Source organism: Pseudoxanthomonas sp. CCNWLW251 (assembly GCF_037402255.1).
Classification (GTDB): domain Bacteria; phylum Pseudomonadota; class Gammaproteobacteria; order Xanthomonadales; family Xanthomonadaceae; genus Pseudoxanthomonas_A.
Window position 1 is genome coordinate 971,678 of sequence record NZ_JBBEGA010000002.1, and the last position, 26,939, is coordinate 998,616.

General features: G+C 67.9%; 26 protein-coding genes and 1 pseudogene. 13 read left to right on the plus strand and 14 right to left on the minus strand.

The genetic code is table 11. The features are described 5' to 3' along the window. Positions 1-36 precede the first annotated feature (36 nt). A pseudogene (locus tag WBN46_RS11660) lies at positions 37-2,064 on the plus strand (sodium-translocating pyrophosphatase); the annotation flags it as partial. Between the two features lie 60 nt (positions 2,065-2,124). Continuing rightward, positions 2,125-2,460, plus strand: coding sequence for an OmpA family protein (locus tag WBN46_RS11665; RefSeq protein WP_337731921.1), 336 nt, complete (start codon positions 2,125-2,127; stop codon positions 2,458-2,460). Positions 2,461-2,703: 243 nt separating this feature from the next. Here WBN46_RS11665 and WBN46_RS11670 read toward each other — a convergent pair whose 3' ends face one another. Both WBN46_RS11670 and WBN46_RS11675 read right to left on the minus strand, forming a co-directional pair. Further along, complete coding sequence (locus WBN46_RS11670) at positions 2,704-3,234, minus strand: hypothetical protein (protein WP_192202170.1); 531 nt, start codon at positions 3,232-3,234, stop codon at positions 2,704-2,706. Positions 3,235-3,501: 267 nt separating this feature from the next. Next, on the minus strand, positions 3,502-4,530 hold the full coding sequence (locus tag WBN46_RS11675; RefSeq protein WP_337731646.1) for a LysR substrate-binding domain-containing protein: 1,029 nt from the start codon (positions 4,528-4,530) through the stop codon (positions 3,502-3,504). A 354-nt stretch (positions 4,531-4,884) separates the two neighbouring features. On the opposite strand from WBN46_RS11675, the gene WBN46_RS11680 reads away from it, so the two are divergent. The 7 genes from WBN46_RS11680 (at position 4,885) to WBN46_RS11710 (ending at position 13,616) form a co-directional block, all read left to right on the plus strand. After that, a complete protein-coding gene (locus WBN46_RS11680; protein WP_337731647.1) occupies positions 4,885-5,352 on the plus strand; it encodes a hypothetical protein in 468 nt (155 codons plus the stop codon). A 5-nt stretch (positions 5,353-5,357) separates the two neighbouring features. Next, on the plus strand, positions 5,358-6,155 hold the full coding sequence (locus WBN46_RS11685; RefSeq protein ID WP_337731922.1) for an SDR family NAD(P)-dependent oxidoreductase: 798 nt from the start codon (positions 5,358-5,360) through the stop codon (positions 6,153-6,155). A 126-nt stretch (positions 6,156-6,281) separates the two neighbouring features. Continuing rightward, the gene (locus WBN46_RS11690) at positions 6,282-7,490 is read left to right on the plus strand and encodes an efflux RND transporter periplasmic adaptor subunit (protein ID WP_337731648.1); all 1,209 of its coding nucleotides are present in this window, start codon (positions 6,282-6,284) and stop codon (positions 7,488-7,490) included. A gap of 90 nt (positions 7,491-7,580) precedes the next feature. After that, the gene (locus WBN46_RS11695; protein WP_337731650.1) at positions 7,581-10,748 is read left to right on the plus strand and encodes a multidrug efflux RND transporter permease subunit; all 3,168 of its coding nucleotides are present in this window, start codon (positions 7,581-7,583) and stop codon (positions 10,746-10,748) included. Positions 10,749-10,779: 31 nt separating this feature from the next. After that, positions 10,780-11,532, plus strand: coding sequence for an SDR family oxidoreductase (locus WBN46_RS11700; RefSeq protein ID WP_337731651.1), 753 nt, complete (start codon positions 10,780-10,782; stop codon positions 11,530-11,532). Next, positions 11,526-12,941 (plus strand): efflux transporter outer membrane subunit, encoded by a 1,416-nt coding sequence (locus tag WBN46_RS11705; RefSeq protein ID WP_337731652.1) that lies wholly within the window; start codon positions 11,526-11,528, stop codon positions 12,939-12,941. Before WBN46_RS11700 ends, WBN46_RS11705 begins: the two co-directional genes overlap by 7 nt. A gap of 93 nt (positions 12,942-13,034) precedes the next feature. Continuing rightward, positions 13,035-13,616 carry an acyloxyacyl hydrolase gene (locus WBN46_RS11710; protein ID WP_337731653.1) on the plus strand — a complete coding sequence of 194 codons (582 nt, stop codon included), beginning with the start codon at positions 13,035-13,037 and terminating at the stop codon, positions 13,614-13,616. A gap of 152 nt (positions 13,617-13,768) precedes the next feature. Here the strand turns inward: WBN46_RS11710 and WBN46_RS11715 are convergent, their stop codons facing one another. Together WBN46_RS11715 and WBN46_RS11720 are read right to left on the minus strand one after the other, a co-directional pair. Further along, the gene (locus WBN46_RS11715; RefSeq protein ID WP_337731654.1) at positions 13,769-14,317 is read right to left on the minus strand and encodes a lipocalin family protein; all 549 of its coding nucleotides are present in this window, start codon (positions 14,315-14,317) and stop codon (positions 13,769-13,771) included. Between the two features lie 112 nt (positions 14,318-14,429). Continuing rightward, the gene (locus WBN46_RS11720) at positions 14,430-14,783 is read right to left on the minus strand and encodes a BON domain-containing protein (RefSeq protein WP_337731655.1); all 354 of its coding nucleotides are present in this window, start codon (positions 14,781-14,783) and stop codon (positions 14,430-14,432) included. Between the two features lie 171 nt (positions 14,784-14,954). Here WBN46_RS11720 and WBN46_RS11725 point away from each other — a divergent pair, with 171 nt between their 5' ends. Beyond that, positions 14,955-15,995, plus strand: coding sequence for an oxidoreductase (locus tag WBN46_RS11725; protein WP_337731656.1), 1,041 nt, complete (start codon positions 14,955-14,957; stop codon positions 15,993-15,995). A 168-nt stretch (positions 15,996-16,163) separates the two neighbouring features. Here the strand turns inward: WBN46_RS11725 and WBN46_RS11730 are convergent, their stop codons facing one another. The 3 genes from WBN46_RS11730 to soxR all read right to left on the minus strand — a co-directional run bounded on the left by WBN46_RS11730 (position 16,164) and on the right by soxR (position 17,821). Then, positions 16,164-16,781 (minus strand): HAD family hydrolase, encoded by a 618-nt coding sequence (locus WBN46_RS11730; protein ID WP_337731657.1) that lies wholly within the window; start codon positions 16,779-16,781, stop codon positions 16,164-16,166. After that, positions 16,768-17,295, minus strand: a complete 528-nt coding sequence (locus WBN46_RS11735) for a DUF2059 domain-containing protein (protein ID WP_337731658.1) — start codon at positions 17,293-17,295, stop codon at positions 16,768-16,770. The genes WBN46_RS11730 and WBN46_RS11735 overlap by 14 nt, the downstream gene beginning before the upstream one ends. Positions 17,296-17,356: 61 nt before the next feature. After that, positions 17,357-17,821 (minus strand): redox-sensitive transcriptional activator SoxR, encoded by a 465-nt coding sequence (gene soxR / locus WBN46_RS11740; RefSeq protein ID WP_192202184.1) that lies wholly within the window; start codon positions 17,819-17,821, stop codon positions 17,357-17,359. 70 nt (positions 17,822-17,891) lie between these two features. Here soxR and WBN46_RS11745 point away from each other — a divergent pair, with 70 nt between their 5' ends. Together WBN46_RS11745 and WBN46_RS11750 are read left to right on the plus strand one after the other, a co-directional pair. Continuing rightward, entirely contained in the window at positions 17,892-18,464 is a 573-nt protein-coding gene (locus WBN46_RS11745; protein ID WP_337731659.1) for an NAD(P)H-dependent oxidoreductase, read from the plus strand. 59 nt (positions 18,465-18,523) lie between these two features. Continuing rightward, a complete protein-coding gene (locus WBN46_RS11750; RefSeq protein WP_337731660.1) occupies positions 18,524-20,371 on the plus strand; it encodes an ABC transporter ATP-binding protein in 1,848 nt (615 codons plus the stop codon). A 189-nt stretch (positions 20,372-20,560) separates the two neighbouring features. On the opposite strand, the gene WBN46_RS11755 is transcribed toward WBN46_RS11750, so the two are convergent. The 7 genes from WBN46_RS11755 to WBN46_RS11785 all read right to left on the minus strand — a co-directional run bounded on the left by WBN46_RS11755 (position 20,561) and on the right by WBN46_RS11785 (position 25,421). Further along, positions 20,561-21,004, minus strand: coding sequence for a hypothetical protein (locus WBN46_RS11755; protein ID WP_337731661.1), 444 nt, complete (start codon positions 21,002-21,004; stop codon positions 20,561-20,563). A gap of 66 nt (positions 21,005-21,070) precedes the next feature. Further along, positions 21,071-22,381 (minus strand): sorbosone dehydrogenase family protein, encoded by a 1,311-nt coding sequence (locus WBN46_RS11760; RefSeq protein WP_337731662.1) that lies wholly within the window; start codon positions 22,379-22,381, stop codon positions 21,071-21,073. A 64-nt stretch (positions 22,382-22,445) separates the two neighbouring features. Further along, complete coding sequence (locus WBN46_RS11765; protein ID WP_337731663.1) at positions 22,446-22,640, minus strand: CPXCG motif-containing cysteine-rich protein; 195 nt, start codon at positions 22,638-22,640, stop codon at positions 22,446-22,448. Continuing rightward, a complete protein-coding gene (locus WBN46_RS11770; RefSeq protein ID WP_337731664.1) occupies positions 22,640-22,927 on the minus strand; it encodes a DUF3247 family protein in 288 nt (95 codons plus the stop codon). The genes WBN46_RS11765 and WBN46_RS11770 overlap by 1 nt, the downstream gene beginning before the upstream one ends. A 60-nt stretch (positions 22,928-22,987) precedes the next feature. Continuing rightward, positions 22,988-23,665, minus strand: a complete 678-nt coding sequence (locus tag WBN46_RS11775) for a type 1 glutamine amidotransferase domain-containing protein (RefSeq protein WP_337731665.1) — start codon at positions 23,663-23,665, stop codon at positions 22,988-22,990. A 61-nt stretch (positions 23,666-23,726) separates the two neighbouring features. Continuing rightward, complete coding sequence (gene gnd, locus WBN46_RS11780) at positions 23,727-24,632, minus strand: phosphogluconate dehydrogenase (NAD(+)-dependent, decarboxylating) (RefSeq protein WP_337731666.1); 906 nt, start codon at positions 24,630-24,632, stop codon at positions 23,727-23,729. Positions 24,633-24,722: 90 nt separating this feature from the next. Next, positions 24,723-25,421 (minus strand): alpha/beta fold hydrolase, encoded by a 699-nt coding sequence (locus tag WBN46_RS11785; RefSeq protein WP_337731667.1) that lies wholly within the window; start codon positions 25,419-25,421, stop codon positions 24,723-24,725. Positions 25,422-25,538: 117 nt separating this feature from the next. On the opposite strand from WBN46_RS11785, the gene WBN46_RS11790 reads away from it, so the two are divergent. Beyond that, positions 25,539-26,435: a TIGR01777 family oxidoreductase gene (locus WBN46_RS11790; protein WP_337731668.1), complete on the plus strand. Its 897-nt coding sequence runs from the start codon at positions 25,539-25,541 to the stop codon at positions 26,433-26,435. Positions 26,436-26,939: the final 504 nt, after the last annotated feature.

The window sequence follows — 26,939 nt, forward strand, 5'->3', positions numbered from 1 at the left end:
TCTGCTGGACGACATCCATCAACCTTGGGAGGGGTCATGCTGGAACAACACGGTTTGACGCTGGCGCTGATCTGCGCCGGCGTGGCGATCATCTACGGCGTGGTGGCTGCGCGCTGGATCATGAAACAGCCCGCGGGCAATGCCCGCATGCAGGAAATCGCGGCGGCCGTGCAGGAGGGCGCCAGCGCCTACCTCAACCGGCAGTACACCACCATCGGCATCGCCGGCATCGTGCTGTTCGTGCTGATCGGCTTCTTCCTTTCCTGGGCCAGCGCCATCGGCTTCCTGATCGGCGCCGTGCTGTCCGGCGCGGCAGGCTACATCGGCATGAACGTCTCGGTGCGCGCCAACGTACGCACTGCCGAAGCGGCGAGAAAGGGCATCAGCGCGGCGATGGACGTGGCCTTCAAGGGCGGCGCCATCACCGGCATGCTGGTGGTCGGCCTGGGCCTGCTGGGCGTGGTCGGCTACTTCGCGGTGCTCCACCTGCACATGGGCTACACCGAGGCCGAAGCCCTGCATGCGTTGATCGGCCTGGCCTTCGGCTCGTCGCTGATCTCGATCTTCGCGCGCCTGGGCGGCGGCATCTTCACCAAGGGCGCCGACGTCGGCGCGGACCTAGTGGGCAAGGTGGAAGCGGGCATTCCCGAAGACGATCCGCGCAACCCCGCCGTGATCGCCGACAACGTCGGCGACAACGTCGGCGACTGCGCCGGCATGGCGGCCGACCTGTTCGAGACCTACGCGGTCACCATCATCGCCACCATGCTGCTGGGCAGCCTGATGGCGGCGCAGGCCGGCGAGAACGCCGTGCTGTATCCCCTGGTGCTCGGTGGCGTGTCGATCATCGCCTCGATCATCGGCGCCTTCTTCGTCAAGGTGAAGGCGGGCGGCTCCATCATGGGCGCGCTCTACAAGGGCGTGATCGTGTCGGCGGTGCTGGCGGCCGTCGCGTTCTACCCCATCACCACGCAGTTGATGGCCGATTCCAGCTACGGGGCGATGAACCTCTACTTCTGCGCGCTGGTCGGACTGGTGCTGACCGGTGTGATCGTGTGGATCACCGAGTACTACACCGGCACGCAGTACGCGCCGGTCAAGCACGTGGCCGCTGCATCCACCACCGGGCACGGCACCAACATCATCGCCGGCCTGGGCGTATCGATGCGCTCCACCGCATGGCCGGTGGTGGCGGTGTGCGCCGCCATCCTCGGTGCGTATGCGCTGGGCGGGCTGTACGGCATCGCCATCGCCGCGACGGCGATGCTGTCGATGGCCGGCATGATCGTGGCGCTGGACGCCTACGGCCCGATCACCGACAACGCCGGTGGCATCGCGGAAATGGCGGAACTGCCGCCGGAAATCCGTGCCATCACCGATCCGCTGGATGCGGTGGGCAACACCACCAAGGCGGTGACCAAGGGTTATGCGATCGGTTCGGCCGCACTGGCCGCGCTGGTGCTGTTCGCCGATTACACGCACAACCTGCAGACCGCGCACCCCGGCACGGTGTTCACCTTCGACCTGTCCAACCACCTGGTGATCGTCGGCCTGCTGATCGGCGGTCTGATCCCGTACCTGTTCGGCGCGATGGCGATGGAAGCCGTGGGCCGCGCGGCGGGCAGCGTGGTGGAAGAAGTGCGCCGGCAATTCCGCGAGATCCCCGGGATCATGGCGGGCACCGGCAAGCCGGACTACAGCAAGGCCGTGGACATGCTGACCAAGTCGGCGATCAAGGAAATGATCGTGCCATCGCTGCTGCCGGTGATCGTGCCGATCATCGTCGGCCTGCTGCTGGGACCGCAGGCGCTGGGTGGCCTGTTGATCGGCACCATCGTCACCGGCCTGTTCGTGGCCATCTCGATGACCACCGGCGGCGGCGCATGGGACAACGCCAAGAAATACATCGAGGACGGCCACCATGGCGGCAAGGGCAGCGAGGCGCACAAGGCCGCCGTCACCGGCGACACGGTCGGTGACCCCTACAAGGACACCGCCGGCCCCGCGATCAATCCGCTGATCAAGATCATCAACATCGTCGCGCTGCTGCTGGTCCCGGTGCTGCCTGTCAATGGCTGGCTGGGCAGCGCCACGTCGACGGAGGTCGCCGCGCATGCCGCGCCGATGGCCGCCGGCGAGGTGGTGGACGGACGCAGTGCGCGCATCCTGTTCGACAGCGGATCGGCGGTGGTGCCCTCGGATACCAGCGCGCGGATGGCCGGCGTGCTGGGCACGCTCGGTGCCGATCCGGGCAAGCGTGTCCGCGTGTCCGGCTTCCACGATGCCAGTGGCGATGCCGCTGCGAACGAGGCGCTGGCGAAGCAGCGCGCCGAGGCCATCCAGCAATGGCTGGTGGTCAATGGCGTGGCGGTGGAGCGGATCGCGCTCGACAAGCCGGCGCAGACCACCGGCAGCGGCGATGCCGATGAAGCGCGGCGCGTGGATGTGCTGGTGGAATAAGCGAAGCACGATGCGTCAAGCAGAAGGGCGGCCATTGGCCGCCCTTTCTCAATCCCCTGTAGGAGCGACGCGAGTCGCGACCGCACGCTATCGGCGCACGTAAGCCGAACGCACTAAGACAAACAAAGGAACATCATCATTCGATCTGTTCCTGCCGATTGGGCGCTTCCCGGCGCTTACACCGTGCGGTCGCGACTCGCGTCGTTCCTACAGGGACCTTAATTCGCAAGGGCGATGATCGGATCAGGACGTCGGTTGCAGCGCCACCACGCGCACGTCGACATCCTTGCACGCGTCATCCTTGCAGATGCCGTTCACCCAGGCTTCGCCGTTGCCGAACATCACGCCCTTGTAGTTGACCATCAACTGCGAATACTTCTGCCGCGTGATGGCCTCGGCGATGGCCGGCAGCATGATCCTGTCGTAATCGCGCACGAACGCTTCGGCATCCGCCACCTTCATCGGCTGCCCTTCCCGCACGGTGGAGAACGGATAGTCCACCAGCGCGGCCACGGCCGCCGCGTCGTTCGCTGCGACCGCCTGCTGCAGTTGACGGATCACGGCTTCATAGCGCGCGTGCTCGCCCAGCACTTCATCGATCGTCTGGTTGACCGCCGCAGGATCGTCCGCAACCTCGGCGGGAGGTGCCGCCGTCTTGACCACCGCCGCCTGCGCGGGCGCCGCGGCAGGCGTGGCCCGGGTATCCACCTCGGGCGCAGATGGCGCGCAGGCCGCGAGGCACAGCACCATCGATGCTGTCATCAGCTTGTTCATCGTTCGGATTCCTGGTCAGGTGGCAGACGCGGTGCGGTGGTCCATCCATGGCGCGACAACCCAGCTCCGGCGATGCGCCTCCATCCTAGCCAGCCGCACGCCGGCTTGCGTTCGGGAATCGTTAGCCGGAACCCGACCGCATCCACCGTCGTCCCGGCGAACGCCGGGACCCAGCTTGCCTTTGCTCGTGTTCGCAAGCCGCGGGGGCAGCCGCAACCGCCAACGGGACGCAACGAACGTTGGGACGACGTTGCGCGGCTGCCGTCGTCAACTCAGCACGTCGGCCAGCACCTTGCGCCCCACCGCTGCCGCGGCTTCGGCCTCGGGCGCCGTCCCGGCGGCGGCGCGCGCTTCGGCCTGCTGCTTCAGGTAGACCGGGCAGTGTTCCATCATGTAGTCCACGTCGAACTTCATCCGCTCGACCAGGAAATCGACGAACGCGCGTACCTTCGGCGATTGCACGTGGCCGCGCGGGAAGACCGCGTTGAACTCGTACTCCTGCCCGGTCCAGCCGGCCAGGACACGCTGCAGGTGGCCCTGCTCCAGGTACGACTTCACCATGACATCGGCGCCCAGCATCAATCCCTCCCCGCACAGCAATGCACCCTTGAGCGCGGCCGGGTCGTTCGCGACCAGGATGGGGTTGATCGGGTAGTCGCGCTCGCCGCTCGCATCACTGAGCGTCATCGCCCACCCGTTGCCGCGGCGGTGCTTCTGCATGGCCAGCACGCGATGGTGCTGCAGGTCGTCGGGATGCAGCGGCTCGCCATAACGCGCCAGGTACTTCGGGCTGGCATACACCTGCGTGCGCAGGGTGCTCAGCCGGCGCGCGACGAGGTTGGAATCCGGCAGGCTGCCTATGCGCAGCGCCACATCGATCTCGCCAGAGATCAGGTCGAGCGTGTCGTTGGCCAGCACCATCTCCACGCGGATCTCGGGATACTGTGCATGGAATTCGCCCAGCAGCGGCGAGATCTTGTCGATGCCGATCGAGTACGGCGCGGTGAAGCGCAGCCAACCGCGGGGACCCGCGTGCAGCTGGCTGACCGCACTCGCGGCCTCGTTCAATTCGCGCGCGATGCGCTGGCAGTGTTCGTAGTAGACGTTGCCGGCTTCTGTGAGGCCGAGCTTGCGCGTGGTCCGGTGCAGCAGTTGCGCGCCGAGGCGCGTCTCCAGCTCCTGCACCTTGCGGCTGACCGTGGTCTTGGGCAGGCGCAGCACATTGGCAGCGGCGATGAAGCTGCCCTGCTCCACCACCTTGACGAAGATCAGGGTGTCGTTGAGATCGTGGCTCATCGTATGACTCCAGAGGACGAAGGGCACATTGGCCCGCTGACGGGATGATTATTCCCCTAAATCAGGACTAATCAAGTCCTCATTGGGGGCGTAACGTGGCGCCTATCGTCCTCCACCGGGTACCGCCCCCATGCTGTTCGCCCGCCTCTTCCAATCCCTGGAACACCCCGAAGATCCGCAGGAATCCCCGGCACCACGCGCTTTCCGTCGCGGAAAAAGCCTGTTGTTGCGGGATCTCCCGGGCCACGTGGCCGCGCCGCGGTCGCAGCGTGGTGGCGTGCTGGGTGGTGGACGCCGCATGGGCGGGTTTGCCTCGCTGGCTGGGATTATCCCTGTCGCGGGAGGATTCATCCCATGAGCGGGACACTAGCCCGTCGCCTTCCGACGAACGGCGTCGCCCCCGGTGCCGATGACCGCAGCACCCCCGCGCTGCGCCTTGGCACCTGCCAGGCGTTCGTGGCCACCCCCCTCGAGGGCGTGCAGGATCAGGCAATCGCGCAACAGGATCCGGATATCGCGATCACCGCACCGGTCGCCAGACTGGCGCCCATGCCTTTTTCCTTTCCGAGTGCCGCCATGCGCTGGCTCCGTGCCGTTGCGCGTGCGCTGGCCGAACGCTTCCGCAGGCCGGCCGACCCGTCGTCATCCTCCCCCGCGACGGGTCGGTCCGCCGTGCGCCTGCCGTTCGCAAGCAAGGCCACCGGCTTCCGCGAGTTCACGCTGCCCCGCCATCTGGCCGATGGCGGTCGTCTGCGCCTGCGGGTGAAGGCGGCCGGTGCCAGCGCGCGTATCGCACCGCTTTCGATGCGGAGCAAGCAGTGAACACGATGAAGGACACCCTCACCCCGGGCGCGCTGGTGCTGGGCGCAGGCGGCAACGTCGGATTCGGTGTGGTCGGTGCGCTGCTCGAAGCCGGCAGCCCGGTGCTGGCGGTCGGTCGCGACGGCCCGCGCATGAGTGCGCTGGCGGAACATTTCGAGGACGAGCCAGGACTGGAGCTGATCCATTCCCCCTGCATCCACGACGACCGCGATGCCGCGCGCCTGGCCGAGCAGGTGCGCGACCGTGGTCGCCCGCTGCGTGCGGTGTTCGCCAGCATGGGCACGCCGCTGCAGAGCGGACGCCTGCTGGATCGCCCGGCATCGTTCCTGCTGGAAAAGCTCGAAGCCGACCTGATCCCGCATCTCGCCGCCGCCCGCCACCTGCTGCCGGTGCTGGCCGAAAGCCAGACCGCCGCCAACTACGTGCTGATCGGCGGGCCGTATGCGGAGCGCGGCTGGTCCGGCTATGGCCATGCCTCGGTCACCGGCGCCGCGATGCGCATGCTGGCGCAGGTGCTGCACGAAGAAGCGCATGCCCTCGGCGTGCGCGTGCAGCTGCTGTCGGTGGACAAGCCGGTCTGCACGCCTGAAAACGCGATCAACGCGTGCGCGGAATGGCCCGATGCGCTGGCCGTCGGACGCAGCGCGGTATCGCTGCTGACGCGCACCGGCCGCTCTTCGCAATCCATCGTCACCTGGTCCGCGCGCGATGCGAAGCCGCCGGAGCAGACCGTGGCGTGCGACTTCGAGGACGCGTTGTGGGCCGTCGCCGGCGCCCGGCGCAATGGCCGCGCATCCGCCTGACTGTCACGCCGCAACGCACCGCTCCGTCTCCGCCTGCATCGATCCGATCCGCCGCTTGACCTCAACCTGACTTCAGGTCGCAGTCTGGGCCCCCGTTTCCTCCTCTCCCCCAAGAGACCACCACCCATGAACACGAATCTCCCCACTCCCCCGCGCGCCCGCCGTCTGCTGGCGCTGGGTGCGTTCAGTGCGCTCGCCCTTGCCGTGCTGGCCGGCTGCAGCGGACAGGCCGCCGAACACGGCGCGCCGCCCCCGCCGGAGGTCAGCGTCGCGGCCGTACCCGTGAAGTCGGTCAGCCAGTGGGACGAATTCAGTGGCCGCGTCGAGGCCATCGAGCACGTCGACCTGCGTCCGCGCGTGTCCGGCTACATCGATCGCGTCAACTACACCGAAGGCCAGGAAGTGAAGAAGGGCGACGTTCTCTTCACCATCGACGCGCGCAGCTACCGTGCCGAACTGGCACGCGCGCAGGCCGAACTGGCACGCGCCCGCACGCTGGCCGAACTCGGCCGCAGCGAGGCCTCGCGCGCCAAGCGCCTGTCCGACCTGCAGGCCCTGTCCACCGAGGAGTACGAACAGCGCCGCGCCAACGCCGACCAGGCACAGGCGAATGTCGCCGCCGCGCAGGCGGCGCTGGAAAGCGCGCGTCTGAACCTGGAATGGACCCAGGTGCGCGCCCCCATCAATGGCCGCGCCGGTCGTGCGCTGGTCACCGCCGGCAACCTGGTCAGCGCCGGCGATGCCGCCAGCGTGCTGACGACCGTCGTCTCGCTGGACAAGGTGCACGTGCACTTCGATGCCGACGAACGCGCCTTCCTGCGCTACGCCGAGATGGCCCGCAACGGCGAGCGTCCCAGCGAACGCGACGGCAAGGTGCCCGTGCAGGTGGCACTGGCCGACGAAACCGACTTCCCGCATGCGGGCGTGGTCGACTTCCTCGACAACCAGGTGGACCGCAGCACCGGCACCATCCGCGCCCGCGCGCTGCTGGACAACGCCGACCGCGTCTTCACCCCCGGCCTGTATGCCCGCGTACGCCTGCTGGGCAGCGGTGAATTCAAGGCCGCGCTGGTGGACGACAAGGCGGTACTGACCGATCAGGACCGCAAGTACGTCTACGTGGTGGACAAGGAAGGCAAGGCCCAGCGCCGCGACGTGCAGGTCGGCCGCATTGCCGACGGCCTGCGCATCGTGGAGAAGGGCCTGTCGGCCGGCGACCGCGTGATCGTCAGCGGCGTGCAGAAGGTCTTCTTCCCCGGCATGCCGGTGCAGGCCAAGGCCGTGGTGATGGGGGCGGCCGACGCGCCGCCGACCCAGGCCGTCGCCAAGAACTGACGCTCCGCGCATCGCCCTGATTGACCCCACGCCTGCCACTCCCCTGGCAGGCGACGGGGACGCTCTTTCTTCTTTCCAGGAAATCCACCCATGGACTTCTCAAGATTCTTCATCGACCGGCCGATCTTCGCCGCCGTGCTGTCGATCGTGATCTTCGCCGCCGGCCTGATCTCGATCCCGTTGCTGCCGATCGGCGAATACCCCGAAGTGGTACCGCCGTCGGTCGTCGTCCGTACGGTCTACCCCGGCGCCAACCCCAAGGTGATCGCCGAAACCGTGGCCACGCCGCTGGAAGAGGCCATCAACGGCGTCGAGGACATGATGTACGTCAAGTCCGTCGCCGGCTCGGATGGCGTGCTGTCGCTGACGGTGACCTTCAAGCCGGGCACCGATCCCGACGAAGCCGCCGTGCGCGTGCAGAACCGCGTGGCGCAGGCACAGGCGCGCCTGCCCGAGGACGTGCGCCGGCAGGGCGTCACCACCCAGAAGCAGTCGCCCGTGTTCCTGATGGTCGTGCACCTGACCTCGAAGGACGGCAAGTACGATTCGCTGTACCTGCGCAACTACATGCGTCTGCACGTCAAGGATGAGCTGGCTCGCATCCAGGGCGTCGGCGATGCGCAGCAGTTCGGCGGCGGCGACTACGCGATGCGCCTGTGGCTGGACCCCGACAAGGTGGCCGCCCGCGGCATGACCGCCGGCGACGTGCTGCGCGCCGTGCGCGAACAGAACGTGCAGGTCTCGGCCGGCCAGCTCGGTGCCGAGCCGATGCCGAACGGCAGCGACTTCCTGCTGCCGATCAACGCCAAGGGCCGTCTGGAAACCGTCGAGGAATTCGGCAACATCGTGCTGAAGAGCGGCACCGACGGCGAGATCGTGCGCCTGGCCGATGTCGCCCGCATCGAACTGGCGGCAGGCGACTACACGCTGCGCGCCCGCCTGGACGGCAAGAACGCCTCGGCAATCGGCATCTTCCAGGCCCCCGGCGCCAACGCGCTGGAGATCCGCGACGCCGTGGTCGCCAAGATGGACGAGATCCGCCCGACGCTGCCGCCGGGCGTGGAGATCCAGTCGATCTACGACACCACCATCTTCGTCCGCGACTCCATCAAGTCCGTCGTCATGACCCTGCTGGAAGCCACCCTGCTGGTGGTGCTGGTGGTGATCCTGTTCCTGCAGACCTGGCGCGCTTCCATCATCCCGTTGCTGGCGGTACCGGTCTCGGTGGTCGGTACGTTCGCCGTGCTGTACCTGCTGGGCTACTCGATCAACACCTTGACCCTGTTCGGCCTGGTGCTGGCCATCGGCATCGTGGTGGACGACGCCATCGTGGTGGTGGAGAACGTCGAGCGCCACATCGAACTCGGCGCCACGCCGCTGGAAGCGGCCCACCTGGCAATGAAGGAAGTCTCCGGCCCGATCATCGCCATCGCGCTGGTGCTCTGTGCGGTGTTCGTGCCGATGGCCTTCCTGACCGGCGTGACCGGCCAGTTCTACAAGCAGTTCGCCGTCACCATCGCCATCTCCACGGTCATCTCGGCGATCAACTCGCTGACCCTGTCGCCGGCGCTGGCCGCCAAGCTGCTGAGATCGCACCATGCGCCGAAGGACGGCCCGTCGCGGCTGATCGACCGCCTGTTCGGCTGGCTGTTCCGTCCGTTCAACCGCTTCTTCAACCGCAGCTCGCAGCGCTACGAAGGCGCGGTGTCGCGCGCGCTCGGCAAGCGCGGTGCGGTGTTCGCGGTCTACATGGTGCTGTTGATCGGCGCGGGCCTCATGTTCAAGGCGGTGCCGGCGGGCTTCATTCCCGTGCAGGACAAGCTGTACGTGATCGCCGGCGTGAAGATGCCGGAAGGCGCCTCGATCGAACGTACCGACACCGTGCTCAAGAGGATGGCGGCACTCGCCAACGAAGTCGACGGCGTCGCCAGCGAGATCGCGTTCCCCGGCCTCAACCCGCTGCAGTTCACCAACACACCCAACAACGGTGTGATCTTCTTCACCCTCGACCCCTTCGGTGAGCGCTCGCGTTCGGCCGAGGAGATCACCGCCGAACTCAACCAGAAGTTCTCCACCATCCAGGAAGGCTTCACTTTCGCCTTCATGCCGCCGCCCATCCAGGGCCTGGGCAACGGTTCCGGCTGGTCGCTGTTCATCGAGGATCGCACCCGCCTGGGCTATGGCGAACTGCAGAACGCCGTGCAGGCGTTCCAGGGCGCGGCGTCGCAGACGCCGGGCCTGGGCTTCCCGATCAGCAGCTACCAGGCCAACGTGCCGCAGCTGGATGCCGAGGTCGACCGGGTGAAGGCGAAGGCGCAGGGCGTGCCGCTGACCGAGCTGTTCGACACGCTGCAGACCTACCTCGGTTCGGCCTACGTCAACGACTTCAACATGTTCGGCCGTACCTGGCAGGTGATCGCCCAGGCCGACGGTCCGTTCCGCGACAACGTCGAGGACATCGCCAATCTGCGTACCCGCAACGGCAATGGCGAGATGGTGCCGATCGGCAGCATGGTCAGCGTCAAGCAGACCTACGGCCCGGATCCGGTGATCCGCTTCAACGGGTATCCCGCCGCGGACCTGCTGGGCGACGCCGATCCGCGCGTGCTGTCCTCCGGCGAAGCCATGGCCAAGGTCACCGAGCTGGCGCAGCAGGTGCTGCCGACCGGCATGGGCATCGGCTGGAGCGATCTGAGCTACCAGCAGATGACGCAGGGCGGCGCCGCGCTGGTGGTGTTCCCGCTGGCCGTGCTGCTGGCGTTCCTGGTGCTGGCCGCGCTGTACGAAAGCTGGACGCTGCCGCTGGCGGTGATCCTGATCGTGCCCATGACGCTGCTGTCCGCCCTGTTCGGCGTGTGGCTGGCCGGTGGCGACAACAACGTGTTCGTGCAGGTGGGCCTGGTGGTACTGATGGGCCTGGCGTGCAAGAACGCCATCCTGATCGTGGAGTTCGCCCGCGAGCTGGAGCTGCAGGGCAAGGGCATCGTCGAATCAGCACTGGAATCCTGTCGCCTGCGCCTGCGTCCGATCATCATGACGTCGGTGGCCTTCATCGCCGGCACCGTGCCGCTGGTGCTGTCCAGCGGTGCCGGCGCCGAAGTCCGCTCGATCACCGGCATCACGGTGTTCGCCGGCATGCTGGGCGTCACCCTGTTCGGCCTGTTCCTGACCCCGGTGTTCTACGTGGCCCTGCGCAAACTGGCCAACCGTCCGCTCGTTTCCCATGCGCCGGCCACCGATGCCACGGCATCCCACTGACGCTTCCTCTCCTCCCTCACGAGGCAATGCCATGAACACTTCATCCAACAAGATCGCCCTCGTCACCGGCGCCACCCGCGGCATCGGCCGCGAAACCGTCCGCCAGCTGGCCGAAGCCGGCGTGCACACGATCCTTGCCGGCCGCAATCGCGACAAGGCCGTCGAAGCCACGCTCGACCTGCAGGCCCAGGGCCTGCCGGTGGAAGCCATCGCGCTGGACGTCACCGACGCGGCCAGCATCGCCGCGGCCGTGAAGGAAATCGAACAGCGCCACGGCAAGCTCGACATCCTGGTCAACAACGCCGGCATCATGGTCGACGACATGACCAAGGGCGTGTCCGGCCAGTCGCTGGAGACCTGGCGCACCACGTTCGAGACCAACGTGTTCGGCCTGATCGAAACCACGCAGGCCTTCCTGCCGCTGCTGCGCAAGTCCGACGCGGGCCGCATCGTCAACGTATCCAGCCTGCTGGGCTCGATCTCGGAGCACCAGAACCCGGCCTCCTTCATCTACGAGTTCAAGGGCGTACCGGCCTACAACGTGTCCAAGAGCGCGGTGAACGCGTGGACCGTGCACCTGGCGCACGAGCTGAAGGACACCGGCATCAAGGTCAACACCATCCATCCGGGCTACGTGCAGACCGACATGAACAAGTCCGGCGACCAGCAGAACGGCGAACTGTCCGTGCCGGAAGGCGCGCGCACCAGCGTGCAGCTGGCCCTGATCGGCAACGACGGCCCGACCGGCGGCTACTTCTACTTCGACCAGGTGCTGCCATGGTGATCCGTTCCCTCACGCTGGGCGTGGCAGCCGCGCTGCTCGCCGGCTGCGTCACCGTGGGCCCCGACTACACCGCACCGCAGACCGCACCGGCGGCACTGCAGCATGCGGCATCGGCCGGCTACGTGGCGGACCATCCGGTCGCCACGTGGTGGGGCCAGTTCGACGACCCGGTGCTGGACCAGCTGGTGCGCGATTCGCTGCTGGCCAATCCCGACGTACGCATCGCGATATCGCGCGTCAACGAAGCGCGCGCGGTGTTCTCCGAACGCCGCCTGGACCTGGCCCCGCATGTCACTGCCGGCGTGGAAGGCACGCGCACCAAGCAGCCCGTGGAAGGACAGGGCCGCGTGGAGACCGACAGCTACTCCGCCGGCTTCGATGCCGCGTGGGAGCTGGACCTGTTCGGTCGCGTGCGCCGCAATACCGAAGCCGCGCACGCGGACCTGCAGGCGCAGCGCAATGACCTGCAGGCCGCGCAGGTGAGCGTGGCTGCGGAGGTGGCACGCAACTACTTCGAACTGCGCGGTACGCAGAAGCGGCTGGAAGTGGCGCGCCGCATTCTGCAGACGCTGGGCGACACCCAGCGCCTGACCGAATCGCGTTTCGACCTGGGCGCCGGCAGCCAGCTGGAAGTGCAGAGCAGCCTGGCGCGCGTGCGTGCGGTGGAAGCCGACGTGCCCGCACTGGAAGCGAGCGAAGGCCAGTCGCGGCATCGGCTCGCCGTGCTGGTGGGCAAGCGCCCGGGTGAACTGGACGCATTGCTCGCCCCGCGCGAGGCGCCGGCGTTCGCCAAGGCCCTGCCGATCGGCGACACCACCGAACTGCTGCGCCAGCGCCCCGACGTGCGCGCGGCCGAACGTCGCCTGGCGGCGGCCACGGCCCGCGTCGGCGTGGCAACGGCCGATCTGTTCCCGCGGGTCAGCCTGCGCGGCTTCATCGGCTTCCTGTCCGGCGGCTGGGGCAACCTGGTGAGCGGCGACAACCGGGCCTGGCAGGTCACGCCCTCGATCAGCTGGGCCGCATTCGACATGGGCAGCGTGCGCGCACGCCTGCGTGCCAGCGAAGCCCAGGCCGATGGCGTGGCGGCGCAGTACGAAAAGACCGTGCTGGGTGCCCTGGAGGAAACGGAAAACGCACTGCTGTCCTATGCCAAGCAGCAGGCACAGCTGAAATTCCGGCTGGAACAATCCGTTGCCGCGCGCCGTGCAGCAGAACTGGCCGAAGTCCGGTATCGTGCCGGCTCGTCCGACTTCCTCACCCTGCTGGACGCGCAGCGTACCCAGCTGGCCGCCGATGACGCGCTGGCACAGGCAGAGGCTGGCGTGAATGTCGGGGTGGTGGCGATCTACAAATCGCTGGGCGGCTGGGGCGAACAGGACGTGGCCCCCGCGTTGGCGGCGCAGCCCTGAGCCTGACGCGTCGCCTTCACTCGCCCTGCCCAACCTGGAAAATGTACCGCCGCGCCCACGGGCGCGGCTTGTTCCCCTTGATCGAGTGTGTCCGTGTCCAACCAGAACCTTGCCGTCACCCCCTCACGCGCCCGTCGCCCCTCCCCCCTTCCCCTGCTGAGCCGCTGGTCCCTGGCCGGCCTGCTGGCGCTTGCCGCCGGTACCGCCACCGCCGCCGAGCCGCGCGCGGCCTGGTTCGTGCAGGGCGGCGTCGCCGAGGACGCGCACGCGCTGACCGTCGGCGCGAGCCGCGACTGGCGCTGGGAAAAGCAGTACCGCTACGGCCACGTCAGCGGCCAGTGGCAGGGCGAGATCGGCCGCTGGCACAGCGACAGCGACAACAGCACGCAGGTCGGCTTCACGCCCGCGCTGCGCTGGCGTCCGAATGGCTGGAGCGAAGGCTGGTTCGTCGAAGGCGGCATCGGCGTGAACGTGATCTTCCCGAAGTACAACACGCGGAAGAAAGAGTTCGGCACCACCTTCAACTTCGGCGACCACATCGCCGTGGGCAAGGCCTTCGGCGCGGATCGCCAGCACGAATGGTCGCTGCGCTTCCAGCATTTCTCCAACGCACGCATCGAGAAGCCGAACCCGGGCGAGAATTTCCTGCAGTTCCGCTACACGCACAGGCTTTGACGTTTCGGCTTTTGTAGGAGCGACGCAAGTCGCGACCGCACGGTGTGATGGTCTTTGTAGCGCCAGTACCCCCGCGCTTGCTGCGGATTCCCTGGAGCCTCAGTTTTCGCGGTCGCGACTCACGTCGCTCCTACAACGGCAACATGCATCCTCTATCTCAGCGGCGCTGCCATGATCAACGGGGCCAGGTCGTACCCCATCGCTTCGGCCTTCGCCTTCAGCTGCTCGAACTGCGCGCGCTCCATCGACGGCTCGCGCGAGAGGATCCACAGGTAGTCGCGGCCGGGTTCGCCCACCATCGCCCACTGGTACTCCGGGTCGAGCGCGATCACCCAGTAATCCGCCCATACCCAGGGCAGCCATGACAGCCATTCGGGGGCGAAGCGGACCTCCAGCCGACCCGGATGACCTTCCACCGGACGTGCCACGCCCTGGGCCTGGTCGATGCTGCCGTCCTTCGTCCTGCATGCATTGAGCACACCGATCTTCCCCGGCGCATCCAGCGAATAGCGCGCGGTGATGTCGCCCACGCACTGCTTCTGGAATGCCATCGGCAGATGCGCGATCTCATGCCACTGGCCGGCATAGCGCGAGATGTCCAGCTGTGGCACCGAGGTGACGGGCGCGGCAGCCTGCACGGAGAACATGCTGCACGCCAGCAGCGCGGCAACGGTGATCGGACCCAGGTGTCGGCGGCTCATCGGTCACGCCCTCGATGGATGAGAAAGGTGGAAGGCATACGGCAGAAACAGAGGAGCGGATGCACCCTACGCTGGAGTACATCCGCTCCGTGCCACACCTCGGGACCGCGGCTTACTTCGCCGCGAGTGTCAGGCCGCTGGCGTCAACCTTGGAAACGCCCTTGATCTGCTTGGCCACTGCGATGGCCTTGTCCTTCTGCGCCTGGTTGGAAACGGCGCCGGTGAGCGTCACCACGCCATTGACGGTCTCGACCTTGATATCGAGGCCGGACACGTTTTCCGTGGCCAGCAGGTCGGCTTTCACCTTGGTGGTGATCCAGGTGTCATTGACGGGCTGCGAGGAGTCGTTCTGCGTGTTCTCCTCGGGCTCATTGGGGGGATTGTCGGCCAGCACATGGGCGCTGGAGAACAACAGGGCCGTCGACAGAGCGGCGGTCAACATCGAACGTGTGCGTACATGGTTCATGGTTCTTTCTCCTTTCGTGGTGCGTTCGGAGTGTCGGGGCGCGGGGGTACAGCGCACGTGAAGAGGATCCGTACTGTTCAGTTAAGCGTTGCGTGACGTTCATGCAGGTGGACGCGTGATCAATTCGCGTGTTGCACCTACTATGTCCACTGGCTCCCGGACACTGCCCGCATGACTGCCTCACTCAACGTCGCGCTGGTCGGCTATGGCTTCGTGGGCAAGGTGTTCCACGCGCCCCTGATCCAGGCCACGCCCGGCCTCGCGCTGCATACGGTGGTTTCGCGCGACGCCGGCAAGGTGCACGCCGACTGGCCCCGCACGCGTGTCACTCCCGATGCACACGATGCGTTCGCGGATCCCGCCGTGGACCTGGTGGTCATTGCCTCGCCGAACGACTCGCACGCACCGCTGGCGATCGCGGCGCTCGGCCTGGGCAAGCACGTGGTGGTGGACAAACCGTTCACCCTCACGCTGCGGGAGGCGCGGGAGGTCGTGGCGGCCGCAGCGCACGCGGGGCGCGTGGTCAGCGTGTTCCAGAACCGTCGCTGGGATGCGGATTTCCTGACCGTGCAGCGTTTGATCGATGAAGGTGCGATCGGGCGCGTGGCCGAATTCCACTCGCACTTCGACCGCTTCCGCCCCGCCGTACAGGACCGCTGGCGCGAGCGCGACGAACCCGGCGGCGGACTGTGGTACGACCTGGGCCCGCACCTGCTGGACCAGGCAGTGCAGCTGTTCGGTGTTCCCGAAGCGATCACCGCGGACATCGCCCGCCTGCGCGACGGCGCGCGCGCACCCGACTACTTCGACGTCACGCTCCGCTATCCGCACCACCGTGCCCTCCTGCATGCATCCGCCCTCGTCGCCGGCAACGGCCTGCGCTTCGCGGTGCACGGCACGCGCGGCAGCTACCTCAAGCACGGGCTGGACGTGCAGGAGGACCAGCTGCGTGCCGGCGTGGTGCCGGGCGCGCCGGGCTGGGGCGTGGATACGCGTGCGGGAGAACGGGTGGCCGAACGCGAAGGCCGCCTCGTCGCCGGCGTCGCGCAGGCCGAGGCCGGCGACTATCGCCGCTACTACGGCGGCATCCGCGATGCGATCCTGCTGGGCACCGCGCCCCCGGTGACGACACAGGAAGCGCTGGACGTGATGCGCCTGATCGAGTCGGGCGTGCAGAGCAGCGAGGAGCAGCGCGCGATCCCGCTGGGCTGACTGCTTCCCTGTAGGAGCGACGCGAGTCGCGACCGCAAGGCCGGATCACCCGAGTCACCAGGCACCTGCATTGCGCTCACCCAGACGACAGGTCGGGAGCGCGCCCGGGATCCTGTGTTGCGGATGGCGTGCGGTCGCGACTTACGTCGCTCCTACAGGAACGCAGATTCAGGCCACCGCCTTGCCGCGATACGTCCGATGGTGCGCCATCGCCAGCATGGCCTGGTCTTCAGGCGTATCCCCGTAGGCATGGATGGCGGCATACGCCCGTGGATCGCACAGCGCGTGCACGCGGCGCACCTTTTCTTCGCCGACGCATTGCGGCCCCGCATAGCCGGTAATGCGTCCATTCCGCTCGGCCAGCACCGAGCACAGCAGGTCGACGCCGTGTGTCGCGCACCACGGGGCGAGATAGACATCCAGCCCACCCGAGACGACCACGATGCGGTCGCCACGCTCGCGATGCCACGCCAGGCGCGCCATCGCTTCCGGCCGCAGCACACCGGGCAGCACGTCATGCGCGAAGGCTGCGCCCTGCGCGCGCAGGCGTTCCGCATCCACGCCGCGCAGTCCCACCTGCACGATGCTGGCCCGGGTGGGATTGCCCGCCACCCAGCCACGCCGGTAGCCGAACACCACCGGCGCGAGCAGCACGCTGCCGATCAGCAGCCGCGAACGCGCGACGGCATGGCGCATGAAATCCGGAAACGTCTCGCGCGTGGTCAGCGTGCCATCGAAGTCGAACAGCGCAAGGTCCCGTCCGTCCGTGTGCTCAGTGGCCGCCATGCGGTGCCGTCGCCTCGGGCTCGGCCTGGGCATTCTCCAGCTCCTCGGCCAGCAGCTTCTGCATCTCGGGCATCAGGCTGCCCATGCGCGACTGCATCGCCTCCATCGAGTGCTGCATGACCACCGGCATCTTGTCGACCACGGCCTGCCCGGCTGGCGTCCGATAGAACGCGAGCATGCCCTGCACTTCGTCCTCGGTGAACGACTTGCCGTAGATGTCGACGTACATCGGCGCCAGCACCTCCCAGGACAACTCCTTCTTCACCAACGCCATCATGCGCGTGCTGAGCCGGTCGACGCGGGCCTGCTGCTCGGCCGACAACGTGCCCCCGAACGCCTGGCGCATCGAGCCGGCGTACATGGCATCCACCTGGGCATACACCTGGTCCAGCATCTGGCGCGTCTTCGTGACGTCCAGCAGCTCGCGTACCGAGGCTTCGCTGGCCGGCGCGGCGGCGGCAGTGAACGCGGGCGACACCACGACAAGCAACAAGCACAGCATCCACTTTTTCATGCGTCCTCCTTTTCGGCGCCGACCTTGGCGCCCGCGCAGGATAGGACATCTCCCGTGCCGCCTACCCGTCCGCTTCCAGCAACCGGGCGCCGGGGCCCTCCTCGCCCAGTTCGTCCCACGGATTGCGCAACGGGCACGCCTTCAACGAGAGGCAGCCGCAGCCGATGCAACCGTCGAGCTGGTCGCGCAAGCGGGTGAGGCTGGCAATGCGGGCCTCGAGTGCGGCGTGCCAGCGCGCGGAGAGCTTCTTCCAGTCGGCGGCGGTGGGCGTGCGGTTATCGGGCAATGAGGACAACGCGGACTGGATCTCCGCCAGCGGAATGCCGGTGCGTTGCGCGACCTTGATGACGGCCACGCGGCGCAGCACCTCGCGTGGATAGCGGCGCTGGTTGCCCGCATTGCGCCAACTGTGGATCAGCCCCTTCGCTTCGTAGAAGTGCAGGGTGGAGACGGCGACGCCGGAACGCGCGGCCACCTGGCCGACGGTGAGTTCCGTTTCGATGGGCGGATGCTGTTTTCCAGGCATGGCGGGTTGACCTCAAGATTGCTTGAGGTTCTACCCTGCCCGCCTCTCCCCTGGCAATACGTGGACCGGCATGACGCCACCCCTCAACCTCGCCCTGCTGTACGGCAGCACGCGTGAAGGCCGCTTCTGCGACACCGTGGCCGACTGGCTGCGCGGCCTGCTGGCGCAGCGCCGCGACTACGCCGTCGATGCGATCGATCCGGCCATGCTCGACCTGCCGCATCGGCACGGGGGCGCATCGAGCGTGGACCTGGTGAATCTGCAACAACGCATCTGGCGCGCAGATGCCTTCGTCGTGGTCACGCCGGAGTACAATCACGGCTACCCCGCCGCGCTCAAGCACATGATCGACCTGGTGGCCTCGCACTGGCATGCGAAGCCGGTCGGCTTCGTCGCGTATGGCGGGCTCAGCGGCGGCTCGCGTGCAGTGGAGCAGTTGCGACAGGTCTTCAGCGGGCTGCACGCTGCACCGGTCCGCGACGGTGTGTATTTCACCCAAGCCTGGAGCCGCTTCGACGCCGGCGGCCGACCGCACGACGCCGATGCCAGCGAGCGTGCGGCGCGACGCATGCTCGACCAGCTGGCGTGGTACGGGCATGCGCTGCGCCAGGCACGCGCGGCCTGGCCGTATCCCGCGGGCTGAGCACGCAAACCCCACTCACCGGTGCGCCGTGACGGCGGCACCTGCCATGGACCGACCCGATGTTCCGATTCTTCGAAACCCGCATCAATCCGTACCCCAAGGGCGAACCCGCCACCCCGCCCCGCAAGCTGCTGCCGTTCCTGCTGCACTATTCGCGGCCGCTGCTGCCGTGGCTGATCGCGATGTCGGTGCTGACGGGCGTGATCTCCGCGCTGGAGATCACCTTCTTCGACTACATGGGGCAGCTGGTCGACTGGATGGGCAGCACCGGCCGCGACAGCTTCCTGCAGGTGCATGGGCAGAAGCTGCTGTGGATGGGCCTGCTGGTGGTGGTGGCCTACCCGCTGCTGGTACTGGTGCAATCGCTGATCATCCACCAGACGATCTTCGGCAACTACCCGATGATCGCCCGCTGGCTGTCGCACCGTTATCTGCTGCGGCAGAGCGTCGGCTTCTTCCAGGACGAGTTCGCCGGCCGCATCTCGCAGAAGGTCATGCAGACCGCGCTGTCGATCCGCGAGACGGTGATGAAGCTGATGGACGTGTTCGTCTACGTCGTCGTCTACTTCGTCGGTACCGTCGTGCTGGTCGCGCAGGCCGACGTGTGGCTGGTGCTGCCGCTGGTCGTGTGGCTGGCCAGCTACCTGGTGCTGGTGTTCCACTTCGTGCCCCGCCTGCAGAAGGTATCGATGGCGCAGTCGGACGCGCGCGCGCAGATGACCGGCCGCATCGTCGACAGCTACACCAACATCCAGACCATCAAGCTGTTCGCCCACACCATGCGCGAGCAGGACTACGCGCGCGGCGCGATGGACGAGTTCATGGTCACCGTGCACGCGCAGATGCGGCTGGTCACCCAGCTGACCGTCGCCCTGCACACGCTCAACGCCTTCCTGCTGGCCAGCATCGCCGGCGTGGCGATCTGGGCGTGGCTGCAGGCGTCGATCTCGATGGGCGCGATCGCGGTGGCCATCGCGCTGGTGATGCGTATCCGCTCGATGTCGGACTGGATCCTGTGGGAAGTGGCCGGGCTGTTCGAGAACATCGGCACCGTCGAGGACGGCATGGGCACCCTGGCCCAGCCGCTGGCGATCGCCGACGCGAAGGATGCGAAGGACCTGGACGTCACGCACGGCGAGATCCGCTTCGACCATGTGAAGTTCCACTACGGCCGCGAAGCCAGGGTGATCGACGACCTGTCGCTGGTGATCAAGCCGGGCGAGAAGGTCGGCATCGTCGGCCGCTCGGGCGCGGGCAAGTCGACGCTGGTGAACCTGCTGCTGCGCTTCTACGACGTGGAAGGTGGCCGCATCCTGATCGATGGCCAGGACGTGGCGCGCGTTACCCAGGAGTCGCTGCGCCGGAACATCGGCATGGTCACCCAGGACACCTCGCTGCTGCACCGTTCGATCCGCGACAACATCCGCTACGGCCGCCCCGATGCGACCGAGGCCGAGCTGATGCAGGCCTCCGAACGCGCGCACGCCGACGAGTTCATCCGCGGCCTGACCGACGCCAAGGGCCGCAGCGGTTACGACACCCAGGTGGGCGAGCGCGGCGTGAAGCTGTCCGGCGGGCAGCGCCAACGCGTGGCCATCGCGCGCGTGCTGTTGAAGGACGCACCGATCCTGGTACTGGACGAAGCCACCTCGGCGCTGGACTCGGAAGTCGAGGCCGCCATCCAGGAGCAGTTGTACGCACTGATGGAAGGCAAGACCGTCATCGCCATCGCGCACCGCCTGTCCACCATCGCCGTGCTCGACCGCCTGGTGGTGATGGATGGTGGCCGCGTGATCGAAAGCGGCAGCCACGAGGAACTGCTCCAGCAGGATGGGCTGTATGCCGCGCTGTGGCGCCGCCAGTCCGGGGGCTTCATCGGCGTGGATCTGGAGGATGTCGAGGCTTGATGTCCTTCTCCCCGCGCGGCGGGGAGAAGGTGGCCGAAGGCCGGATGAGGGGCGAGCGCGGCGACGCATCGCTTCGCGTCTTGAATCCGATCTTGGATACGATCCGTCGGCATCAAGAGCACGGGCTTCGTCGCCCCTCACCCGCCTTCGGCACCCTCTCCCCGCTGCGCAGGGAGAGGGGAAAACACGTCACGACAACCAGCCGCGCGTCTTCACCTTGTCCGCGTACCGCCACAGGAACAGCGCGATCACCAGCAGCACCGCCGGCATCACCAGTCCCACCGGCCCGTAGGCCGCCCAGGCCGGCGTCACCACGTAGGCGCCGATCATCTGCACCAGCAGGGCGATCAGCGACAGCAGGAACATCGTGCCTGCCCAGCGCTTCTTCAGCAGCAGTCCCAGCGCGCCCAGCACGCCGGCGAACACCGCCACGGCGAAGGCGATGTTGAGCCAGCCGGGTGTCGCTTCGTAGACCTGGCGTTGCGGCTCGGTCATCGCCGCCAACTGCTCGGCGGACATGTTCACCTGCAGGTACCACATGGCCACGCCGATCAGGTTCCAGACCAGCGCGAACGCGCCGATGATCCAGAAGCCGAGCGGACGCTTGGATGCAGCGGTGTTGGTCGTGTTCATCTCCCCTCCCCAGGGTTGGTTGTCGGACCGAGGCGGAGCATACGCCCGCCCGTCGCGATACGCGCGTTACGGTCGCGTGGCCGGGGCCACGCGCCAGACCATGTTGCCTACGTCGTCGGCCAGCAGCACACCGCCGCGCGCATCCACGGCGACACCCACGGGCCGGCCACGCGCATTGCCGTTGGCGTCGAGGAAGCCGGTCAGCACGTCGGCCGGTGTGCCCTGCGGGCGTCCGTTGGCGAAACGCACGAACACCAGCCGGTAACCGGCCGGCTCGCGCCGGTTCCAGGACCCGTGCTCGCCGATGAAGGCACCGCCCTGCAGCGCCACCGGCCAGCCCGCCCCATCGTGGAAGGCCAGTCCCAGCGCGGCGACGTGCGCGCCCAGCGCGTAGTCCGGCGCGATCGCCCGTGCCACGAGGTCCGGGCGCGGCGGCTGCACGCGCGCGTCGACGTGGTCGCCGTAGTAGCTGTAAGGCCAACCGTAGAACGCGCCCTCGCGCACGGACGTCAGGTAGTCCGGCACCAGCGCGTCGCCGAGTTCGTCGCGCTCGTTGACGACGGTCCACAGCGCGCCGCCTTGCGGTTCCCACGCCAGGCCCACCGGATTGCGCAGGCCCGAGGCGAACACGCGGCGCGCGCCGGTCGCCGCGTCCACCTGCAGGATCGCGGCGCGGTCGGTTTCCATTGCCACGCCGTTCTCGCCGACATTGCTGTTGGAGCCCACGCCGACATACAGGTGGCGCCCGTCCACGCTGGCCAGCAGGCTCTTGGTCCAGTGATGGTTGAGCGGGCCGCCGGGCAGGTCGACGAGTTTCACCGGCGTCGCATCGCTGACCGTCTGTCCCTCGCGGTACGGCACGCTGACGATGGCATCGGCGTTGGCGATGTAGAGCCGACCATCGACGAGCGCCATGCCGAACGGCGAGAACAGGCCGGTGAGAAAGGCCGTGCGCAGCTCCGCCACACCATCGCCGTCGGCATCGCGCAGCAGGGTGATGCGGTTGGCGCTGGGCGCGGCCGCACCTGCCTTCTTCATGGCGCGCTGCATGAACCAGGTGCGCAGGCCCTGCTTCTGTGCCGGCTTGGGGGGCGCATTGGTCTCGGCAACCAGCACGTCGCCGTTCGGCAGTACGTAGAGCCAGCGCGGATGGTCCAGTCCACGCGCGAACGCGGTGACGTCCAGGCCGGGCGCGGCCGCCGGCGCAGTACCCTCCGGCCAGCCCACGGCCGGGGCCACGTTCACCGTGGGAATCCAGCGCTCCTGCGGTGCCGGCAGCGTGGGCTGCGGCCCGGTTTCGGCCGGCGATTGCGCGCGCCCGGTGCAGGAGAGGCAGCCCAGCAGCAGCACCGGCAACAGGCAGCGGATCGGCACCATGGCACGCGCTCCCGACGGAATGCTGCGAGCCTAGGCGCGGCGGTGCGAACACCGCGTCAACGGCTCAGGCCTCGTCCTGTCCCCACGCGTCCACCTCGGCCATTCCGTCCGCATCGATGGTCACCCGCACCTCGATGGGCTTGCAGCAGACATGGCAGTCCTCGACGTAGCGCTGGTCGCCGGCCGAATCATCCACGACCAGCGTGATGACTTCCCCGCAGTACGGGCAGGTGATGTCGGCGGATGGCAGGTGCGGCATCAGGCCGAGCCCAGCGCCGTCACCGACGCGATACGGTCCAGCCACAGGAAATGCGCCACGTGCGGGCGCGCGCCGTCGTCGATGCGGACCACGGCATTGAAGCCTTCATGGCCTTCGGCATCGCGGAACACCTGCACGCTGGGCCGCACCGGCACGATGCCGGTGATGGAGCCGCCATCGGTGAGCTTCAACTCCACCATCGCCTCGTCCGGCAATTGCAGGATCAGCGCCTCCATGCGGGCGATGTCGTCCTGGCGGGTGTAGAGATGCTGTGGCGCGTGCGTCATGGCTCGGCTCCGTGCGGATGGCCCACCCTAGTCCCGGCGCGGTAAGCGGCCGTGAACACATCAACGCAACAGGCGCAGCACGTCCTCGGCCGCGGCTTCGGACGAGGCGGGATTCTGTCCCGTCACCAGCCTGCCATCGGTCACCACGTACGACTGCCACACCGCGCCGCGCTCGTAGTGCCCGCCGTTCTTCTTCAGCACGTCTTCCAGCGAGAACGGCACCACGTCGGCCAGACCGACCGCCGCTTCCTCTTCGTTGGAGAAGCCGGTCACGCGCTTGTCCTTCACCAGCGGTTCGCCCAGGGCGCCGCGCGTGTGCCGGAACACCGCCGGCCCATGGCACACCGCCGCCACCGGCTTGCCGGCGGAGAACGCCTGCTCGATGAGCCGGATGGAATCGGCATCCTCGGCCAGGTCCCACAGCGGACCATGCCCGCCCGGATAGAACACGGCATCGAACTCGCCATCCACCACGTCCTTCAGGCGCAGCGTGCCGGCCAGTGCGGACAGTGCGTCCGCATCCTCGTTGAAGCGCACGGTGGCGGCGGTCTGCGCATCGGGTGCGTCGCTCTTCGGGTCCAGCGGGGGCTGCCCGCCCTTCGGCGACGCCAGCATGACCTCCGCGCCCGCATCCTTGAACACGTAGTACGGCGCGGCGAATTCCTCCAGCCAGAAGCCGGTCTTGTGCCCGGTATCGCCCAGGCGATCGTGGGACGTCAGTACCATCAGGATCTTCATCGGCGTTTCCCTCGTGTCGATGCGGCCAGACTAGCCTCGCCTGCGATAAGGCCAGGTGAGCCTAGCCCTGCTTCACCGCATGCCCGCCGAACTCGTTTCGCATCGCCGCCAGCAGCTTGTCGGCATAGGAATCGTCATCGCGCGAGCGCAGGCGTTCCAGCAGCGACAGCGTGATCACCGGCGCGGAGACATTGAGGTCGATGGCCTCGGCCACGGTCCAGCGGCCTTCGCCCGAATCGGCCACGTAAGGCGCGATGCCCTGCATCTCCGGATTCTTCTTCAGCGCATCGGCCGTCAGGTCCAGCAACCACGAGCGCACCACGCTGCCATCGCGCCAGATGTCGGCCAGCGCCCCCAGGTCGAACGCCATCTCCTGCTTTTTCTTCAGGATGGCGAAGCCCTCGGCGTACGCCTGCATCATTCCGTATTCGATGCCGTTGTGGACCATCTTGGCGAAGTGGCCCGCACCGCTCGGACCCACCCGGCCCCAGCCACTGTCCGGCGCAGGCGCCAGCGTGGCGAACACGGCGCGCAGCTGCTCCACCGCGCCGGCGTCGCCGCCGATCATCAGGCTGTAGCCTTCCGCCAGGCCCCACACGCCACCGCTGGTGCCGCAGTCGAGATAGTGGATGCCGGCGTCGCCCAGCTGTGCGGCACGGCGCTGGCTGTCCTTGTAGTTGGAGTTGCCGCCATCGATCACCGTGTCGCCCGCCGACAGCAGCGGACGCAACTGGTCCAGGGTGTCATCGACCACGTGCCCCGCCGGCACCATCAGCCACACCACGCGCGGCGTGGGCAGCGCCGACACTGCGTTCTGCAGGCTGGCGTGCGCGACGATGCCGCGCGCCTCCGCCTGCTGGCGCGCGGCATCGCCCGGATCGTAGCCGCGCACCGCGTGGCCGCCGCGTACCAGCCGCTCGGCCATGTTGGCGCCCATACGCCCCAGCCCGATCATCGCCAGTTCCATGTGTACTCCCGTGTGGTCAGTCAAGAAGAAGAGGTTCCCGCGCATTGTCCGCCCTGCGCACGGCCATGGCGTGCATGCGCGTGCGGCGGCTCATGCGGCCAGCAGCCAGTCGCGCAGGACCGTCGAGGTTTCCTGCGGGACTTCCATCGGAGGCAGGTGTCCGCAGCGCGCGAACACATGCAGCCGCGCGCCCGGAATGCGCTCGTGCAGGATCCGGGATTCTTCCGGCAGCGTCATGCGGTCGTCCTCGCCCACGCCGACCAGCGTCGGCACGGCGAGGGTGGGCAGCAGCGGCAGGGAATCCGGACGATCGATGATGGCGCGCTGCTGGCGCAGGAACGCATCGCGGCCGACACGCTGCGCCATGGCCATCACCTCCGCGCCCACGGCGTCGTCCACCCGGCTCTCGTGCACCAGCTGCGGCAGCAGCTTGCGGGTGACCCCCGCGAAACGCCCGGACTCGGCCATCGCCAGCCCCGCCCGCCGCACGGCGAGCCGCTTCGGCGGATCCAGGCGCGCACTGGTGTCCAGCAACGCCAGCCGCGCAACGCGCTGCGGCGCCTGGCGCAGGATCTCGAACGCGACATAGCCGCCCATCGACAATCCCGCCAATGCGAACACCGGCGGCGCCGTGGCCAACACGCGCGCGGCCATGCCGGCGACGCTGTCGTCCCGGGTCAGGTCGGCGTGATGCACCGCCGCGACGTCGGCCAAGGCTTCAGCGGGCGCACGCCACAAGCGCTCATCGCACAGCAGACCGGGGAGCAGGAGCAGGGGTAGCGAAGCCATGCCGACAGTGTAATCACCCGCATGCCGGACCATCGCCGATCACCGTCGACGGTCCGTTCCACATCCGCAACACGCACACCTGCGTAAGCTGGAGGCATCCCTCACGAGTCCCGCTGCATGCGCGTCCTGATCACCGGCGGTACCGGCTTCATCGGCCAGGCCCTCTGCGCCCGCCTGCTGCAGGCCGGCCACACCGTCAGCGTGCTGACGCGCGACCCTGCCCGCGCCCGCGCGCAGCTGCCGGGCGTGGACGCGCTCGCCACGCTGGAGGAGGCCAGCGGAGTGGAAGCGGTCGTGAACCTGGCCGGGGAGCCGCTCATGGCCGGGCGATGGAACGCGGAGCGCAAGGCGGCATTCCGGGTTTCGCGCATCGGTACCACGCAGGCACTGATCGCGTGGATGGCACGCCAGGCCGCGCGCCCGCGCGTGCTGGTATCCGGCTCGGCGATCGGCTACTACGGCCCGCGCGACGACGTGGCGCTGGACGAATCCGCCGCCCCCGGCGACGACTTCGCCGCACGCCTGTGCCTGGACTGGGAAACCGAAGCGATGCAGGCCGAAAGCCTGGATGTCCGCACCTGCCGCGTGCGGACCGGCATCGTGCTCGGCAGCGAGGGCGGCGCACTGGCGAAGATGCTGCCGCCGTTCCGCATGGGAGTGGGCGGACCGATGGGCGATGGCCGGCAATGGATGAGCTGGATCCATCGCGACGACCTGGTCAGCCTGGTCCAGTGGCTGCTGGAACGCGATCAGGCCGGCGGCGCCTACAACGGCACCGCACCCGCGCCGGTGACCAACCGCGACTTCGCACGCGCGCTGGGCAAGGCCCTGCATCGCCCCGCCGTACTGCCCACGCCGGCCTTCGTGCTGACCCTCGGCTTCGGTGAAATGGCCCAGCTTCTGCTCACCGGCCAGCGCGTGCTGCCCGCGCATGCACTGGCAGAGGGGTTCACGTTCCGCTTTCCCACGCTGGAGACGGCGCTTGAGGACCTGCTGCGGAGCCCGGCGAGGTGACCGCGGCCGCCCGCGAGACGTTTTGCCTGAGCCACCAGCCCATGTGTGAGTGGAACGAGGCTTTTCGCCTCGTGCGCCAGCACGGATGAGAGAAGCGCCAGGCTTTTCGGCTGCCGCGTCAGGCTATGTGTGAGTAGAGAGAGGCTGTTCGGCTGGCGCGCCAGGCTTGATGAGAGAAGAACGAGGCTTTTCGCCTCATGCGCCAGCCCGGATGAGAGAAGCGCCAGGCTTTTTGGCTGTCGCGTCAGGCTATGTGTGAGTAGAGAGAGGCTGTTCGGCTGGCACGCCAGGCTTGATGAGAGAAGAACGAGGCTTTTCGCCTCATGCGCCAGCCCGAGTGAGAGTAGCGCCAGGCTTTTTTTCGCACGCGCTAGCCTTGACGGGAGAAGCGCCGGCCTTCTCCACGGACACGCCCGGTCATCGGTGACGCGAGTCCGGTTTCCGGATGCCCACGGCAAGCGCAGCGTGAATGTCGCGCGCCCCCATGGCGGCAGCGATCACGAC

Coding starts and splice junctions, on each gene's coding strand:
- WBN46_RS11665 (WP_337731921.1), top strand. CDS start 2,125: ATGGCCGCCGGCGAGGTGGTGGACGGACGCAGTGCGCGCATCCTGTTC.
- WBN46_RS11670 (WP_192202170.1), bottom strand. CDS start 3,234: ATGAACAAGCTGATGACAGCATCGATGGTGCTGTGCCTCGCGGCCTGC.
- WBN46_RS11675 (WP_337731646.1), bottom strand. CDS start 4,530: ATGAGCCACGATCTCAACGACACCCTGATCTTCGTCAAGGTGGTGGAG.
- WBN46_RS11680 (WP_337731647.1), top strand. CDS start 4,885: ATGAGCGGGACACTAGCCCGTCGCCTTCCGACGAACGGCGTCGCCCCC.
- WBN46_RS11685 (WP_337731922.1), top strand. CDS start 5,358: ATGAAGGACACCCTCACCCCGGGCGCGCTGGTGCTGGGCGCAGGCGGC.
- WBN46_RS11690 (WP_337731648.1), top strand. CDS start 6,282: ATGAACACGAATCTCCCCACTCCCCCGCGCGCCCGCCGTCTGCTGGCG.
- WBN46_RS11695 (WP_337731650.1), top strand. CDS start 7,581: ATGGACTTCTCAAGATTCTTCATCGACCGGCCGATCTTCGCCGCCGTG.
- WBN46_RS11700 (WP_337731651.1), top strand. CDS start 10,780: ATGAACACTTCATCCAACAAGATCGCCCTCGTCACCGGCGCCACCCGC.
- WBN46_RS11705 (WP_337731652.1), top strand. CDS start 11,526: ATGGTGATCCGTTCCCTCACGCTGGGCGTGGCAGCCGCGCTGCTCGCC.
- WBN46_RS11715 (WP_337731654.1), bottom strand. CDS start 14,317: ATGAGCCGCCGACACCTGGGTCCGATCACCGTTGCCGCGCTGCTGGCG.
- WBN46_RS11720 (WP_337731655.1), bottom strand. CDS start 14,783: ATGAACCATGTACGCACACGTTCGATGTTGACCGCCGCTCTGTCGACG.
- WBN46_RS11725 (WP_337731656.1), top strand. CDS start 14,955: ATGACTGCCTCACTCAACGTCGCGCTGGTCGGCTATGGCTTCGTGGGC.
- WBN46_RS11730 (WP_337731657.1), bottom strand. CDS start 16,781: ATGGCGGCCACTGAGCACACGGACGGACGGGACCTTGCGCTGTTCGAC.
- WBN46_RS11735 (WP_337731658.1), bottom strand. CDS start 17,295: ATGAAAAAGTGGATGCTGTGCTTGTTGCTTGTCGTGGTGTCGCCCGCG.
- soxR (WP_192202184.1), bottom strand. CDS start 17,821: ATGCCTGGAAAACAGCATCCGCCCATCGAAACGGAACTCACCGTCGGC.
- WBN46_RS11745 (WP_337731659.1), top strand. CDS start 17,892: ATGACGCCACCCCTCAACCTCGCCCTGCTGTACGGCAGCACGCGTGAA.
- WBN46_RS11750 (WP_337731660.1), top strand. CDS start 18,524: ATGTTCCGATTCTTCGAAACCCGCATCAATCCGTACCCCAAGGGCGAA.
- WBN46_RS11755 (WP_337731661.1), bottom strand. CDS start 21,004: ATGAACACGACCAACACCGCTGCATCCAAGCGTCCGCTCGGCTTCTGG.
- WBN46_RS11760 (WP_337731662.1), bottom strand. CDS start 22,381: ATGGTGCCGATCCGCTGCCTGTTGCCGGTGCTGCTGCTGGGCTGCCTC.
- WBN46_RS11765 (WP_337731663.1), bottom strand. CDS start 22,640: ATGCCGCACCTGCCATCCGCCGACATCACCTGCCCGTACTGCGGGGAA.
- WBN46_RS11770 (WP_337731664.1), bottom strand. CDS start 22,927: ATGACGCACGCGCCACAGCATCTCTACACCCGCCAGGACGACATCGCC.
- WBN46_RS11775 (WP_337731665.1), bottom strand. CDS start 23,665: ATGAAGATCCTGATGGTACTGACGTCCCACGATCGCCTGGGCGATACC.
- gnd (WP_337731666.1), bottom strand. CDS start 24,632: ATGGAACTGGCGATGATCGGGCTGGGGCGTATGGGCGCCAACATGGCC.
- WBN46_RS11785 (WP_337731667.1), bottom strand. CDS start 25,421: ATGGCTTCGCTACCCCTGCTCCTGCTCCCCGGTCTGCTGTGCGATGAG.
- WBN46_RS11790 (WP_337731668.1), top strand. CDS start 25,539: ATGCGCGTCCTGATCACCGGCGGTACCGGCTTCATCGGCCAGGCCCTC.